Source organism: Anaerococcus obesiensis ph10, assembly GCF_000311745.1.
GTDB classification, from domain to species: domain Bacteria; phylum Bacillota; class Clostridia; order Tissierellales; family Peptoniphilaceae; genus Anaerococcus; species Anaerococcus vaginalis.
Genome location: NZ_HE978531.1, coordinates 1 through 15,113 on the forward strand (window position 1 = coordinate 1; position 15,113 = coordinate 15,113).

The 15,113-nt window shown below is 31.1% G+C and carries 9 protein-coding genes and 13 tRNA genes; 19 read left to right on the top strand and 3 right to left on the bottom strand.

Annotated elements, in window-relative coordinates:
• Positions 1-64 precede the first annotated feature (64 nt).
• From HGAG_RS00015 to HGAG_RS00075, 13 genes are all read left to right on the top strand, one after another.
• Positions 65-139 (top strand) — tRNA-Asn (locus HGAG_RS00015).
• A gap of 56 nt (positions 140-195) precedes the next feature.
• Positions 196-272, top strand: a tRNA-Met gene (locus tag HGAG_RS00020).
• Between the two features lie 3 nt (positions 273-275).
• A tRNA-Met gene (locus tag HGAG_RS00025) sits at positions 276-352 on the top strand.
• A gap of 44 nt (positions 353-396) precedes the next feature.
• A tRNA-Glu gene (locus tag HGAG_RS00030) sits at positions 397-471 on the top strand.
• A 295-nt stretch (positions 472-766) separates the two neighbouring features.
• A tRNA-Glu gene (locus HGAG_RS00035) sits at positions 767-841 on the top strand.
• A 324-nt stretch (positions 842-1,165) separates the two neighbouring features.
• Positions 1,166-1,241: transfer RNA gene (locus HGAG_RS00040), tRNA-Val, on the top strand.
• Between the two features lie 32 nt (positions 1,242-1,273).
• Positions 1,274-1,350, top strand: a tRNA-Asp gene (locus tag HGAG_RS00045).
• A 50-nt stretch (positions 1,351-1,400) separates the two neighbouring features.
• Positions 1,401-1,476 (top strand) — tRNA-Thr (locus tag HGAG_RS00050).
• Between the two features lie 123 nt (positions 1,477-1,599).
• Positions 1,600-1,674: transfer RNA gene (locus HGAG_RS00055), tRNA-Gly, on the top strand.
• Positions 1,675-1,681: 7 nt separating this feature from the next.
• A tRNA-Gly gene (locus HGAG_RS00060) sits at positions 1,682-1,755 on the top strand.
• Positions 1,756-1,872: 117 nt separating this feature from the next.
• Positions 1,873-1,949: transfer RNA gene (locus HGAG_RS00065), tRNA-Arg, on the top strand.
• A 29-nt stretch (positions 1,950-1,978) separates the two neighbouring features.
• Positions 1,979-2,055: transfer RNA gene (locus tag HGAG_RS00070), tRNA-Arg, on the top strand.
• A 22-nt stretch (positions 2,056-2,077) separates the two neighbouring features.
• A tRNA-Arg gene (locus HGAG_RS00075) sits at positions 2,078-2,154 on the top strand.
• 213 nt (positions 2,155-2,367) lie between these two features.
• On the opposite strand, the gene HGAG_RS00080 is transcribed toward HGAG_RS00075, so the two are convergent.
• Together HGAG_RS00080 and HGAG_RS00085 are read right to left on the bottom strand one after the other, a co-directional pair.
• The gene (locus HGAG_RS00080; RefSeq protein ID WP_019117389.1) at positions 2,368-3,072 is read right to left on the bottom strand and encodes a B3/B4 domain-containing protein; all 705 of its coding nucleotides are present in this window, start codon (positions 3,070-3,072) and stop codon (positions 2,368-2,370) included.
• Between the two features lie 25 nt (positions 3,073-3,097).
• Positions 3,098-4,360 (bottom strand): helix-turn-helix domain-containing protein, encoded by a 1,263-nt coding sequence (locus HGAG_RS00085; protein ID WP_019117390.1) that lies wholly within the window; start codon positions 4,358-4,360, stop codon positions 3,098-3,100.
• Positions 4,361-4,661: 301 nt separating this feature from the next.
• On the opposite strand from HGAG_RS00085, the gene arcA reads away from it, so the two are divergent.
• The 6 genes from arcA to HGAG_RS00115 all read left to right on the top strand — a co-directional run bounded on the left by arcA (position 4,662) and on the right by HGAG_RS00115 (position 11,803).
• A complete protein-coding gene (arcA, locus tag HGAG_RS00090) occupies positions 4,662-5,891 on the top strand; it encodes an arginine deiminase (RefSeq protein WP_019117391.1) in 1,230 nt (409 codons plus the stop codon).
• 79 nt (positions 5,892-5,970) lie between these two features.
• On the top strand, positions 5,971-6,975 hold the full coding sequence (gene argF, locus HGAG_RS00095) for an ornithine carbamoyltransferase (RefSeq protein WP_019117392.1): 1,005 nt from the start codon (positions 5,971-5,973) through the stop codon (positions 6,973-6,975).
• 34 nt (positions 6,976-7,009) lie between these two features.
• Complete coding sequence (gene arcC, locus HGAG_RS00100; RefSeq protein ID WP_004839169.1) at positions 7,010-7,945, top strand: carbamate kinase; 936 nt, start codon at positions 7,010-7,012, stop codon at positions 7,943-7,945.
• A gap of 9 nt (positions 7,946-7,954) precedes the next feature.
• Positions 7,955-9,460: a YfcC family protein gene (locus tag HGAG_RS00105; RefSeq protein WP_019117393.1), complete on the top strand. Its 1,506-nt coding sequence runs from the start codon at positions 7,955-7,957 to the stop codon at positions 9,458-9,460.
• Between the two features lie 204 nt (positions 9,461-9,664).
• Positions 9,665-10,894: a S1C family serine protease gene (locus HGAG_RS00110; RefSeq protein WP_019117394.1), complete on the top strand. Its 1,230-nt coding sequence runs from the start codon at positions 9,665-9,667 to the stop codon at positions 10,892-10,894.
• Between the two features lie 129 nt (positions 10,895-11,023).
• Positions 11,024-11,803 carry a hypothetical protein gene (locus HGAG_RS00115; RefSeq protein ID WP_019117395.1) on the top strand — a complete coding sequence of 260 codons (780 nt, stop codon included), beginning with the start codon at positions 11,024-11,026 and terminating at the stop codon, positions 11,801-11,803.
• Positions 11,804-12,016: 213 nt separating this feature from the next.
• On the opposite strand, the gene HGAG_RS00120 is transcribed toward HGAG_RS00115, so the two are convergent.
• Positions 12,017-14,491, bottom strand: a complete 2,475-nt coding sequence (locus tag HGAG_RS00120; protein WP_019117396.1) for a coiled-coil domain-containing protein — start codon at positions 14,489-14,491, stop codon at positions 12,017-12,019.
• Positions 14,492-15,113: the final 622 nt, after the last annotated feature.

Below are 15,113 nucleotides of genomic sequence, written 5' to 3' on the forward strand. Positions count from 1 at the left end.
TTATAAAAATATCTTCTATTTTTAATAATAGAAGGTATTTATATAAGATTTTTTTATTTAGAGTGCTTAGGTAGCTCAATGGTGGAGCACCCGGCTGTTAACCGGTAGGTTGTGGGTTCGAGCCCCACCCTGAGCGCCAATGTTTCTTTAAATAGATATAGCTTCAAGTAGCTCATAACTTAGCATTTATTATAGCGCGGGATGGAGCAGCTTGGTGGCTCGTCGGGCTCATAACCCGGAGGTCGTAGGTTCAAATCCTACTCCCGCAACCATGTGGCGAAGTAGCTCAGTTGGCTAGAGCATTCGGTTCATACCCGGAGTGTCAAGAGTTCAAGTCTCTTCTTCGCTACCATTTTTTTATAAGCTCTTAGCTTATTAACCAGCATGGAGCTTTTAGGCTCCATGGTCAAGTGGTTAAGACACCAGCCTCTCACGCTGGTATCCCGGGTTCAAATCCCGGTGGAGTCACCACTTATATTTTTTTATAATTTTATGGCCCTATGGTCAGCAGATCATTTCTAGCCAGTCGGCTAAAGCCTCCTGGGAAATGAGTTGCATCAGACCTTCCAACAATTTGCTTACGCTCATTGGGATAGGTCTAGAAAGCGGTTTATGATCCTAACCCAATTTATGAAATAAATTGATGGTAGGTCAGATGTCGCGGTGTTTCAAAGTTTTTTGCAACTTTGTCAACAAGCTGACTAAGACATTTGTAGCTTGCTGCAAGTTAAAAAAAAGTATGTTTAATGAATATAATAATGATTGAGGCCCTATGGTCAAGCGGTTAAGACATCGCCCTTTCACGGCGGTATCCCGGGTTCAAATCCCGGTAGGGTCACCATAATGACCTATCACCATTTGCAAAGCAAATGGTATGAAGGTCAGATGTCGCGGTGTTTCAAAGTTGCTAGCAACTTTGTCAACAAGCCGACTTTTAATCTTTATATTAAAAAGAGATTTATCCTTCGTTTTAGAGGGAAACCACCGTGTCACGACGGTATTGTTCTTCAGATTTGCCCAAGGGCTCATCTTGAAGATTTAAAATCTTTTAGATTTTAAACCTCACATGGGACACGAAAACTTTATTTACATATTTATGTAGTTTTCGGGATAAATCATCTACTGGATAATTTATCAGATACAAATCCCAGTAGGGTCACCTAATGGAAGTATAGCTCAGTTGGGAGAGCATCTGCCTTACAAGCAGGGGGTCACAGGTTCGAGCCCTGTTACTTCCACCATAATATTTTTAATATTAGGCTATTTTAATTATGGCTTAGTAGTTCAGCTGGTTAGAATGCCGCCCTGTCACGGCGGAGGTCGTGGGTTCGAGTCCCATCTAAGTCGCCAGATATTTGTCCTTTTAATTTAGGACTTGGATTTCAATTGAAATCCATTTTGCTGATGTAGCTCAATTGGTAGAGCAATTGATTTGTAATCAATAGGTTGTAGGTTCAAGTCCTATCATCAGCTCCATATTAAGGTTTTCCTTTATATTATAAATTTTAACGTTTATTAAAAATAAAAATAGGAATTGGGTGCTTGCTAATTTAATAATTTATTTTAGCTTTCACTTTGTTATTTCCTTTTATATTATTTGCGGAAGTGGCTCAGTGGTAGAGTATCGCCTTGCCAAGGCGAGGGTCGCGGGTTCGAATCCCGTCTTCCGCTCCAATTTTATGCGGGTGTAGCTCAGTGGTAGAGCCCCAGCCTTCCAAGCTGGTTGCGAGGGTCCGATTCCCTTCACCCGCTCCATTTTTTTTATAAATTATTTTTATTTTTAAAATTTTGTGGTATAATCTATATTACAGTAGGTAATGATAGTACCATATTATATTGTTAAGATATTAATAAACTTATATTTTTAATTATGCGCCTGTAGCTCAGCTGGATAGAGCAACGGACTTCTAATCCGTGTGTCAGAGGTTCGACTCCTCTCAGGCGCGCCAAATATCTTTTTAGATTATATTTTTAATTTGCGCCTGTAGCTCAGCTGGATAGAGCAACGGACTTCTAATCCGTGTGTCAGAGGTTCGACTCCTCTCAGGCGCGCCAATATTTTTATAAAAAATATTGAGCGGTATTAGCTCAGTTGGATAGAGCGACTGGCTACGGACCAGTAGGCCTGGGGTTCGAATCCTCAATGCCGCGCCAGAATTTTAGATCTTTAGTTTTGCTAGAGGTCTTTTTTATTGCTTTTTTATTTTTTCTAATTATTTTGTATTTATCTTTATATGCGTTGATTTATTTTTTGTAAATTTGCATAAAAAAACTGTTGCAAAATTTTTTTATAATCAATATTAAGTCTTTGAAATTTTGAATTTCTCTAATTATTGATTATTTTTATTTTGCAACAGACATTTTTTTCTATTTGATTTCTATGCTTGGATTATCTTTTGTTAAAAAGTGAATTTCTACTTTTCCTTCCAAATATTTTTCTAAATTTTCTGCTAGATAGTTTATTGCTTCTTTCAAATCGTCTTTTCTATCTGGATCTATGTTTTCCATAAAAAGTATTGCGTTTTTTGTATCTTCTGTTATCATTGTTCTTTGGCAATCTCTCCAATTAAAACATCTACAAATTGCGCCTTTTTCATCTCTATAGCATAATTCGCCTTCTAGGGTTGGGGAGTCTTTGTCATCTCCTATAGCTTGGAAAGGATCATTTCCTTCTGTGATTTCAAGTTTTACATCGCCTACAAATTTGTCTATATCTTCAGCTCCGCATGGTAGGGCATAATTTAATGATGCAGCATTGTAAATGTCAACTAGTGGATTGATACTTCCAACGTCTTTGTCTTTTGCCACTCTTTTTAATAGGGCTTCTATTGAACAGCGTGCTCCTTTTTTTGTTTTGAATAATTTAAAGGCATCTCTCCACACTTTTATTACTGGATTTTCGCTAAATACTGGTTTTGTAAGATAATCTAGAGCTTTTTCGTTTGCATTATCAAGTTCGTCTCTTATTTCTCTATTTGATTTTTCTTCCATTTTTATGTCTTTAAATAGGATAAGTCCTATTTCTGCTTCAGGGAATAAATCCCAAAAAGATTCGCTTGCTATAAATTTCATAATTTTCTCCTTTTCTTTTTTCCTACTATATTATATTTCCTTCAGAGTCTTGGTAGTTTATTGTTGTCCTAAATTTATTAGGGGATACACCAATTATTCTGCTAAAGGCTCTTTGGAAAGTTCTTGTTGAATTATACCCGACTTTCATTGCTATATCTATTATTTTTAAATCTGTTGTTTTTAACATTTCACATGCTTTTGAAATCCTAAGAAAATCTAAATATTCGTAGAAATTTTTTTCAAATTGGAAATAAATTAATCTGTTTACTTCAGATGTTGAAATGCCAAATTCTTTGGCTACTTTTCCAATTGTAAGATCTGTGTCAGTATAGTTTTTGATTTCATAATTTATAACACTATCAAGAAGTTTTGCCTCAGATTGTTTGAGACTAACTTGTTTAATATTGTAATAATTTCTAAATTCGCCAGGATTGATTCCTTCAGTATTTTCAAATATTTTTGTAAAGTGTGATGAGTCTGTATAGCCAACGCGTTTTGCAATTTCATTTAGACTTTTTTCAGAAAACATTAGTAAGTCGATTGCTTTTGAAAATCTAATCCTATTTAATAATTCTGAGAAAGTAAATCCAATGTTTTCTTCTAAATATTTTGTAAGACTTGATTTGCTAATGAAAAATGTAGAGGCAAGTCTGTCAAGTGTTAATTTTTCGCTCATGTGGGAATACATATACCTAAGAATTTGATTAATTTGAATTTGATGTTCATAATTTTGCTTGGTACTTATTTCATTTTTGTTTTCAAATCTTAAAAATTTAATTAAAATTCTTATAATTGATGAAATAAGATATTCATCAGAATATGGTTTTTCATCAATTTCTTCTTGGAAAGAGTCATTTCCGACTTCGTCTTTGATTTCAATAAAGGAATTTTTCATATCATGAAAAGCCTTGCTATCAAGAATTTTTATAGGATTTTTTGATAAAACTTCTATAGAATTTATTTGATTTTTCCTAAAATTACAAATATTTTTCAAATCGTCATTTATAATTTGAAAATTGTATACGATTTTGTAAAATTCCAAATCTTCTGTAACATCAGTGATAGTTGTAATATCCCAAGGCAGAATAGAAATCATGGTATTTTTTTCGATTAGATACTCAACCCCGTTTATCATAAATTTTCCCTTGCCTTTTTTGAACAAAAGAAGTCTTGCTGTACTGTGAATTAAAGTAGTGGTAGAGCTGTCTTGAAATTCTACTTCAAAATTACATATTTTTGATAAATCTGAAATTGCAGAAATTTTGGTTTGTATATTACTTATAACCATAAATAACCTCTTTAATTTTAGTTTGATATATACTTATATTATATAATATTTTAAGCTAATTTACTAATTTTTAGCCATTTATTAATAATTTTTCATAAAAACACTTATAAAAACATTTTCATTTGAATATAATTTACAATAAACTATCCGAAATTTGTCGTGTAAAAATGAAACGGTTAGAGTATACTATTGATGTAAACGATATGAGTGGCTCTAAAATTTATCTTGAATGAAAAAATCAAAACGAAACTTTATTCAAGTAAAGAGATACACTCTATTTATATATATTTTAGGAGGAATTATGAAAAAGATTCAAGTAACAAGCGAGATTAAACCACTAAAAAGAGTTTTGGTTCACAGACCAGGAGATGAATTATTAAATTTAACTCCATCAACTCTTGAAGAACTATTATTCGATGATATTCCAGATCTAGCATTAGCTCAAGAAGAACATGATAGATTTACAAATATCATGAGAGATAATGGAGTAGAAGTTGTTTATCTTGAAGATTTAATGACAGAAACATTAGATGCTAACGAAGGTTTAAGAGAAACTTTCTTAGAACAATATTTAAGTGAAACAGGATGCGAAGATAAAGAAATCCTTGCAAAAGCTAAAGAATATTTAGAAAAAATTGAAGATACAAAAGAATTTGTTGAAAAAACAATGGCTGGTTTAACATTAAAAGAACTAGGACTTTTCACAGAAGAAGATCTTCATGAAATGGTTGTAGGAAAATCATATCTTGCAATTAACCCAATGCCAAACCTATACTTTACAAGAGATCCATTTGCATCAGTAGGAAACGGTGCAGTTATCAATAGAATGTATTCTGTAACAAGAAATAGAGAAACAATCTACTGTGATTATATCTTTAGATTCCACCCAGAATACAAAGGAAATGTTCCAAATCTTTATGGTAGAGATAACGAATACCATATAGAAGGTGGAGATACATTCAACGGTAATGAAACAACACTATTAATTGGTATTTCACAAAGAACACAATATGAAGCAATCAAAGTATTAGCTAAAAAATTATTCTTTGGAGAAAATGAAAACAAGATTGAAAAAATCTACGCATTAAAAATCGATGAAAACAGAGCATTCATGCACTTAGATACAGTATTTACACAAATCGATTACGATGCATTCACATACCATCCAGCTATAATCAAAGAAATGGAAGTTAAAATCATAACAAAAGATGAAGCAAACAATGATTTACACATTGAAACAGCTTCAGGAAAATTAGACGAAATCTTAGCAAAAGCACTAGGAATCGAAAAAGTACGTCTAATCCCATGTGGTGGTGGAGACCCAATAGCTGCAGAAAGAGAACAATGGAATGATGGTTCAAACACATTAACACTTGCTCCAGGAAAAGTTTTAGTTTACAAGAGAAATACAGTAACAAACGAAGTACTAAGAAAAGAAGGTATTGAAGTATTAGAATTAGATGCATCAAACCTAACAGTAGGTCGTGGTGGTCCAAGATGTATGTCAATGCCATTAGAAAGAGAACTATAAGAAGTAAGTTAGTCTACAAAATTTAAACAAAGTTATAATATAAAATATTGAAAAAATTTCAAAATAAGGAGATAATAATATGCCAGTAAATTTACAAGGACAAAGTATACTAGGATTAAAATTCCTAACAGAAGATGAAATCAAATACCTAATAGATCTAGGTGAACAATTCAAAAAATTAAAATTAACAAGAACACCACATAGATATCTAGAAGGAAAAAATATAGTATTATTATTCGAAAAAACTTCAACAAGAACACGTTGTTCATTTGAAGTAGCTGGAATGGACTTAGGAATGGGAGTAACATACCTTGATCCAGGTTCAAGCCAAATGGGACACAAAGAATCAATCGAAGATACAGCAAAAGTATTGGGAAGATTTTATGATGGAATCGAATACAGAGGATTTGACCAAGAATTAGTAGAAAAATTAGCTAAATATTCAGGAGTTCCAGTATGGAATGGTCTTACAGATGATTTCCACCCAACACAAATGATTGCTGATATGCTTACAATCAAAGAAAACTTTGGTTACCTAAAAGGATTAAATTTTGTATTTATGGGCGATTGCAGAAACAACGTAAGCAACTCATTAATGGTAGCATGTGCTAAACTTGGAATCAACTACACAGGTTGCGGTCCAAAAGAATTATGGGCAGATGAAAAATTAATTGCAGAAGCAAAAGAATTTGCAAAAGTTCACGGTTCAAAAGTAGAATTTACAGAAAACGTAGAAGAAGCAGCAAAAGGTGCTCACGCAGTTTATACAGACATTTGGGTATCAATGGGAGAACCAAAAGAAGTTTGGGAAAAGAGAATTGAATTACTTCATCCATTCCAAGTAAACCAAAAAGTTATGGATTTAGCAGATGATGATGCAATCTTCTTACACTGCCTACCATCATTCCACGATCTTCACACAACAACAGGTATAGATGTAAACGAAAAATTCGGAGACAAATATGACCTTGATGGAATGGAAGTAAAAGACGAAGTATTCCTAGGAAAACAAAGTAAAGTATTTGATCAAGCAGAAAACAGAATGCATACAATCAAAGCAATTATGTATGCAACATTAAAATAGAAAAAATAAAAATAGAAACGGATATATTTAATAGATGACAAAAAAAAGATTAGTTATCGCTCTAGGGGGTAATGCTTTAGGCAATACCCCTCAAGAGCAATTAGAATTAGTAAAAAAGACAGCTAAAACAATAGTAGATTTATCAGAAAACTACGATGTAGCAGTAGGACACGGAAACGGTCCACAAGTAGGAATGATAAATAACGCAATGGAATTTTCAGCAAACAAAGGTGGAAATACACCTGAAATGCCATTTCCAGAATGTGGCGCAATGAGCCAAGGATACATTGGTTATCATTTATCACAATCAATAAGAAATGAATTAAAAAACAGAGGCAAAGATTCCGAAATAGCTTGCGTTGTTACACAAGTTTTAGTTGACAAAGATGATGAAGCTTTCAATAAACCAACTAAACCAATAGGAAGTTTCTTAACAAAAGAAGAAGCTGAAGCCAAACACGAAGAAAACGGCTACGAATACGTAGAAGATGCAGGTAGGGGATACAGAAGAGTTGTAGCAAGCCCAATACCTAAAGAAATCATTGAAATAAATGTTGTGGAAAATTTGGTTTCAAATGGTAATATAGTAATAACAGTTGGTGGAGGTGGTGTACCGGTAATAGATACAGAAGAAGGATTACAAGGTGTGCCAGCTGTAATAGATAAAGATAGATCATCTGCATTATTAGCAAAAGAATTAAATGCTGATATGTTAGTAATATTAACAGCAGTTGATAGAGTTATGATCAATTTCAACAAACCAAATCAAGAAGAAATCAAAGAAATGACTGTTAATGAAGCTAAAAAATATATTGAAGAAGGACACTTTGCTCCTGGTTCAATGTTACCAAAAGTAGAAGCTTGTTTAGAATTTGTTGAAAAATCAGAACAAGGTCTTGCACTAATTACATCTTTAGAAAAAGCAGCTGAAGCATTAGAAGGAAAGACAGGTACTATAATAAAAAAATAGGAGAATACTATGAAAAAAGGTAAGAAAAAATCACTAAGTGCATTTTCTATCTTGATGATAGTTCTAGCTGCTGTATGTTTAATAACTTTATTAGCTAGTGGTCAAGCAATCGATTCAGATATTATTAAATCATTAGACCCAGGCAAATATGAAGATCTTATAAATGCAGTTAAAGCTGGAGAAACAGTTACTGTACAAAGTGCTAGTTTAAGTGACTTTATTATGGCTATTCCAAATGGATTTATGGATGCCGCAGATCTAATTATATTTATTTTATGTATTGGTGGATTCATCGGTATAGTAATGAGTACTGGTGCTATGGAAGCAGGAATTCGTTCCTTAGTAAGAAAAAACAAAGGTAAAGAAGGAAGACTAATTGCAGTATTAATGTTCCTATTCTCAGTTGGTGGATCAACATACGGAATGGCAGAAGAAACAATTGGTTTTTATCCATTAATCACAGCAGCAATGGTAGCAGCTGGACTTGATACAATGGTAGCAGTAGGAACAGTTCTACTTGGAGCTGGAGCCGGAGTACTAGGTTCTACAATCAACCCATTCGCTACATCAGCAGCTATGGGAGCATTAGAATCAGTTGGTATAAAATCTAATGCAACAACAGTAATGGTTATAGGTGTTATCCTTTGGTTGTCAACAGATTTAATCGTTATAAAATTTGTATTGAATTATGCTAAAAAATTATTAGAAAACAAAGAATCTTCCGTTCTAAGCGCTGACGAAAAAAACGCTATGGAAGAATATTTCTCTAACGATAACGGAGAAGAATTAGAATTTACTGGAACACACAAAGCTGTATTAACAGTTTTTGCTATAACATTTGCAATAATGATTATATCATTAATTTCTTATGTAGACATCAATTTCCACGGAGACGAAGAAGCTTATTTGAAAGCATTTGGTTGGTCAGATTTCTTGACAGGTAATCCATTAGGATATTGGTACTTCAAAGACTTAGCAGCACTATTTACCCTATCTAGTATAGTAATAGCTATAGTTGCAAAAATTGGCGAAAAAGAATTTGTAGATGGATTTATCGCAGGAGCTGCTGATTTATTATCAGTAGGTTTAATCATAGCAGTAGCAAGAGGAATTACAGTAGTAATGAGCTCTACTCACTTAGATTTCTACATCCTACAAAATTCAGCTAAATTGCTAAGAGGAGTTTCTCCATTTGTATTCGCACCACTTGCATACTTGATTTACATGTTACTATCATTCTTAGTACCATCAACATCAGGACTTGCAGCATTATCAATTCCAATCATGGGATCTCTTGCTCATCAATTAGGATATGACCCTAACATAATGATCATGATTTTCTGTGGCGCTTGTGGACTTGTAAACTTTATTACACCAACATCAGGAGTTGTAATGGGTGGACTTGCAGCAGCAAGAGTAGAATATTCAACATATTTGAAATGGGTAAAGAAACCATTCTTTATAGTAATGATTGCAAATATTGTAATTTTATCAATTGCAATGGCTGTAATGTAATAAAAACAAAACTAACAAACTCAGATTTTTCTGGGTTTGTTTTTTATTTCAAAAAAATAAATAAGAAATTAATTATAAAAAATTAAAAATAATTTTAGAAGAATCATTTAAAGAAATTTACAAAATCAAATTTATACTTATCTATAACATATTATTTACAATTTTTTATATAATAATATAGGAAAGAATAATAAGGAGGAATAGATGGCTAGAAGAAATCGTGGTTCTGGTGGATTTTCTAATTTTCTTTCAGGACTTATAGGAGCTGTTTTGGGTGGATTTTTAGTTTTTTCACTTTTGGGTAGCTCATTAAAAACATCAGATAATAATAAAAAAGAAGCTAATACAAATTCAAATACCAAAAAAAATAATGTAGTAAATATAACAACAAACGATGAGATGACAATGGAAAGAGCAGTTGTCGAAAAAAGTATAGATTCTGTTGTAGGAATTACAACAAAAACAAAAACTACACAAAATACAATTTTAGGTCAACAAACAGGCTATGTTGAAGGAGTCGGCTCAGGCTCAATCGTTACAAAAGATGGATATATTTTGACAAATTCACACGTTGTAGGCAATGGAGATGCAAGCGAAATCAATGTTTTGTTTTCAAATAATAAAACAAAAAAAGCAAAACTTGTTTGGAATGATACAACCTTGGACCTTGCAGTTATAAAAGTCGAGGCAAATAATTTAAAACCAATCGACTTAGGCGATAGCGATACAGTAAAAGTAGGAGATAAATCAGTAGCAATAGGTAATCCATTAGGACTTCAATTACAATCAACAGTTACAAGCGGAATAATTTCAGGACTTGATAGGACAGTTTCATTCCAAAATGGAGCACAAATGGATGGATTAATGCAAACAGACGCTGCAATAAATTCCGGAAATTCAGGAGGAGCCTTGCTAAATTCAAAAGGACAACTTATAGGAATTAATACAGCAAAGGCAGGAAATTCTGATGGAATAGGATTTGCAATTCCAGTAAATTTGGCAAAAAAAGTTATAAAAGAAATAGCCAAAAACGGCAAATTTAATTCAGTATATTTGGGAATTACAGGAATAAATTTGGATTTACTTTTACAATACAATAATATAGATAGCAAAAACGTAGGAAGTGAAGACGGAGTATTTGTACAATCAATCTCAGATGATGCGAATAATTATTTCAGAAAAGGCGATATAATTACAGGAATAGATGGACAAAAAGTAAAAGATATGTCCAACCTAAAAAAGATTCTATTAAATTATAGCGTAGGAGATACTTGCAAAATTCAAATTGTAAGAGCAGGCGAGAAAAAAGAAATAGATTTCAAATTTACAATGGATTCATCAAACGTAGAAGAATTTAAAGAGGCAAATCCAAAAAAAGAAGACAGTAAAGAAGAAAAAGAAGGTCAACAATTGCCAGATTGGCTAAGACCATAAAAAATAAAGACCAAAAACATGGGTAAAATTGATTAATTTGCCCATGTTTTTTATTGGAAATAGTTTAGAAATTTTCGAATTTTCCTTTATGGATAAATATTTAAAAAAATAAATAAAAGGAGAAAATTTATGAACAAAAATAAGAAAATTATAAGCGCAAGTCTAGCCTTGGCACTAGGAGTAAGCTTATTAATTCCTGATGCAAAAGCAAATGAAGAAAAAACACTAGAAAAAATCTTAAAAGAGCCAGCTAAAACTAGTGAAACAGTAAAAACAGAAGAAAAACCAACTGTAGAAGATAAAAAAATTACTATAAAGAAAGCTCCAGTAAATGAAAAGGGAGAAGAAAAGCCAGATGACGAAACAGAAAAGCCAGACGGCGAAACAGAAAAACCAGAAGGCGGAGAAGAAAAGCCAGACGGCGAAACAGGAAAACCAGATGACAAAACAGAAAATCCAGAAACTAACGAAGAAAAACCAAAAGACGAAAAGAAAGTAAAACCTAAAGAATATAAAATGAGTGAACTTTTAAATGAAAAGGGTGCTTTTGAAAAATGTAAACAAGGAGAGTTAGGTTTTTTGGGTTTTGAAATAATGAATGGTATAAATGGAGAACCTCCTGCTCCTGAAGAAGAAGTTGATGCTATGAGACGTAAATATGAAAAATTACAAAAAGCAACAACTTGGGAAGAAATGGGAAAAATACTTGGTTATGGTAAAGAATATTTTGCAAGAAATATTTTGTCAATGAAGGGCGAAAAAGATGCTTATGATGAAAATTTAGTAAAAATCATAGACGATATGGCAAATCAAAAACCACAAAATCCTAGCAAAAAAATCCTAACAGAAAAAATAAAAAAACAGGCACAACAAATACAGCAAACACAGCAAATACAGGCAATAAAGTAAATAATGCTGGAGAAAATGTACAAACAGGAGTTGGCAGCCTATCAGCAATTTTGGGCTTATTAGGAGCATCAAGCCTAGGTTTATTTAAAAGTAAAAGAAAATAATAAAATTTAATATTTTAAAAAATTAAAAATTCAAAAATGAGTATCAACCTAGCCTTTAAGACCTTGGTTGATACTCATTTTTTAAAAATATATTAAAGAGTTTGTGAGTTTATTTTCTTTTCTTTTTTAAAGCAAAAAGAGCTGATAGGGAAAGTGCCAAGGAAGTTCCTGCAAAGGATAGGCTTTCAATTCCTGTTTTTGGAGAGGTTATTCCTTGAGTCTTTCTTTTGTTTTTATCTTCTTGTTTTTTATTTTTTTCGTCTGGATGATTTTTATTTTTTTCCTTGTCACTAGGATTATTTGATGTATGGGTTTGATCGTTTGGTTTTGATTTTACATTATTTAAGGCGTCGGTTAATTTGTTATTTAATGAAAGAATATCATTTATTGTTAGATTTTCGCCTTTAAGAGCTTTTTCTATTTCTTCAATTACCTTATTTAAATTTTTATCATTTATTTTCTTGCTAGTTTTTAATAAATTTTCAAGCGACGCTTTTGCTTTTTGGATAGATTCTTTTTCTTTTTGTAAGCTTAGGGCGTCTTTTTTATTTTTAAGATTATCTTTTGCTAAATCAAGGTTATCTTTTGCCTTGTCTATATCTTTTTGCAATTGTGTTTTTTCATCATGTGCTTTATTAAGTCTAGCTTTGATTTCATCTTCTTCTTTTTGTGCTTTTTCAAGCATTTCTTGAGCTTTTTGAGCTTCGTTTTTTGCTTTATTATATTTTTCCTTAGCTTCATTTATTTTTTCATCGTCTATTTTTTCTGGCAAATTATTTGTAAGATTTTTTATCAAATCTTCAAGTTCTTTGACCTTTTTGTCAGCTTGATCTTTTTGGATTTTTGTTTTATTCAAATTTTCGCTGGCTGTGTTTAGGTCTTCGTTTGCCTTTGCTATCAAATTTTTATTTGCTTCAATTTCTTTTTTCTTAGAATCTAGGAGATTTTTTGCTTCTTCTAATTCTTTTTGTGCTTGTTCGTATTGGGCATTAGCTTGGTTGAAAGAATCGGTTAAATTTTTAAGATTTTCTTTATTTTTATCTACTTGTTCAAGCAAAATATTTGCACTTTCTAAAGCTTTTGCATAAGCTTCTGCTTGTTCAACTTCTTCCAAAGACTCTAAATAAATATCAGCTTTCTCTTTTAATAGAGGAAGTTTTTCCTTTAATATTGCAAGATTATTTTCAAATTCTTCGGAATATTTTTTTATAAGTTTTTTGGCTTCTTTTTTGAAAATCTCATCTCTACTTGAATCGTAAGCAATATTTTTTTGCTCTTGCAAAACTTCACATGCATGTGATAAATTCATCCAAGCCTTGTGGAATTCATCATTAATCATTTCGTAATCATGTCCTTTGCCATTTCTTTTTAAATACAAGTCACCTAATTTATTATTTGCAGCTTTAGCTTTTTCTTCTAGATTATCCTTGTTTAATTTTCCATCTAAAATTTCTTGTATTACAATATTTTTGGCATTTGCTTGGCTTTTTTCTTTGATATTTTCTTTGAGATCATTGAAATTAGTATTATAATTTCTAAATATGTCAAATTCTTTTTCAGCCTCTTTATATAAATTTTTGTAATCTTCGGTAATTTTTTTGCAAATTTTATCAATTTCTTCTATTTGCTTATTTAAATCATCAATTTCATTTTGTTTTGCCTTATACCCATCACTATTCGGCTGAAGCCATTTAATATTTTCTTTGGCTTCTAGCAAATTTTGTTTAAGTTCTGACTTTTTATCGCTTATATCAGTCTTGTCTTTTTCATAATTTTTAATAGACGCATAGAGTTTATCCAAATCTTCATTTTGAGAATTTAAAGAATTGCGTGAATCATCAACTTTTGATTTCGATTTATCATAATTTTGATTTTTTTCTGTCAAATCTTCTTTTTGATCTTCCAAAAAATTATCAGAATTTTTTTTCGCTTGGTCTAAATCTTTTTTTGCCTTATCTTTTTTCTCCAAGGCATCACTTGCTTTTTTCTTTGCTTGATTCTCATAAATATCTTCTTGAGCTTTCTCATTTTTCTTAGCATCATCAAGCTTATTATTTGCCAAGTCTAGGGCTTTTTTCTTTTCGTCAGCATTTTTTTGAGCTAAATTTAAATTCTCTTTTGCTTTTTCTTGTTGATTTTTAGCGATATTAAGTTCTTCTTTTGCTTTGGCTAAATTTTTGTCAGCCTCAACTTGTTTATTCTTTTTTTCGCTAAGATTTATATATTCGTCACTTGCCTCACTTTGTTTTTTGTAAGCAGAAATAAAATCATTATCAGCTTTTTTCTTATTTTCATTGGCTTTATTAAGTTCATTTTGTAAAGATAAAACTTTTTTATCAAGTTCTATTTTTTCATTTTCTTTAGCTTTTAAATTTTCATTTGCAAGATCTAATTCTTTTTGTGCCTTGCTAAGTTCATTTTCAAGATTTTTTTCATTTAAATTATCAGCAAAGCCAGTAGAATTTTCTCTATATTCTACCATATTTTCATCATTATTAGATGCGTAAGAATTATAAACGGGATTAACAACCCCCAAGCCCATAGCCAAAATTAGGGCAGTAGCGAATTTTTTATTCTTTTTCAAAATTTAAACCTCCATAATGTTAAATTTTTTCTATTAAATTATAATTTAATAAATAATGATTATTTGATTTTCATTTGAATAGTAATTTTTTAAATTTCAAATCATTTAAATAAAAAAATTTAAAAAAGCAAATTTAAAAATAAAAATTCAAAGGAAATAATTCATAACAATAATCATTATCATAAATATGATAACAAAAATTTTTTTCTTTGAATATCAAAATATTGTCTTTTATTGAAAATAATATTAAAAAATAATTGTACAAAATAAAATTTATAAAAATAAATAGGGAATCAGACTTTTGACAAATTATAAAAATACTCATGCGAAGAATATCATACGGAAATAATTGTTTTGATTTGAATTTTAAAATTCAAAAATCAATAATTTTTGCAGTCAGATATTCGTGCTTGAGGTTTTATCTACGCTTTTGGGGAATTTTTTATTTTCAATTTTAAAATATTTTGAAAATTTTTAGAATTAAAAATATTTTCAAATTTTAAATTAATTTTGCTTGAAAAAATTTTATTTAAGATTGAAAATTCAAGAAAAAAATAGTCAAGAAAAAGTCTTGACATTAGATTGAATTGCTAGTATACTTTATAGGTCAAGAAAAATACTT

Excerpts from the sequence above, each read along its gene's own strand:
- HGAG_RS00080 (WP_019117389.1), bottom strand. The coding sequence starts at position 3,072 with ATGAAATTTATAGCAAGCGAATCTTTTTGGGATTTATTCCCTGAAGCA.
- HGAG_RS00085 (WP_019117390.1), bottom strand. The coding sequence starts at position 4,360 with ATGGTTATAAGTAATATACAAACCAAAATTTCTGCAATTTCAGATTTA.
- arcA (WP_019117391.1), top strand. The coding sequence starts at position 4,662 with ATGAAAAAGATTCAAGTAACAAGCGAGATTAAACCACTAAAAAGAGTT.
- argF (WP_019117392.1), top strand. The coding sequence starts at position 5,971 with ATGCCAGTAAATTTACAAGGACAAAGTATACTAGGATTAAAATTCCTA.
- arcC (WP_004839169.1), top strand. The coding sequence starts at position 7,010 with ATGACAAAAAAAAGATTAGTTATCGCTCTAGGGGGTAATGCTTTAGGC.
- HGAG_RS00105 (WP_019117393.1), top strand. The coding sequence starts at position 7,955 with ATGAAAAAAGGTAAGAAAAAATCACTAAGTGCATTTTCTATCTTGATG.
- HGAG_RS00110 (WP_019117394.1), top strand. The coding sequence starts at position 9,665 with ATGGCTAGAAGAAATCGTGGTTCTGGTGGATTTTCTAATTTTCTTTCA.
- HGAG_RS00115 (WP_019117395.1), top strand. The coding sequence starts at position 11,024 with ATGAACAAAAATAAGAAAATTATAAGCGCAAGTCTAGCCTTGGCACTA.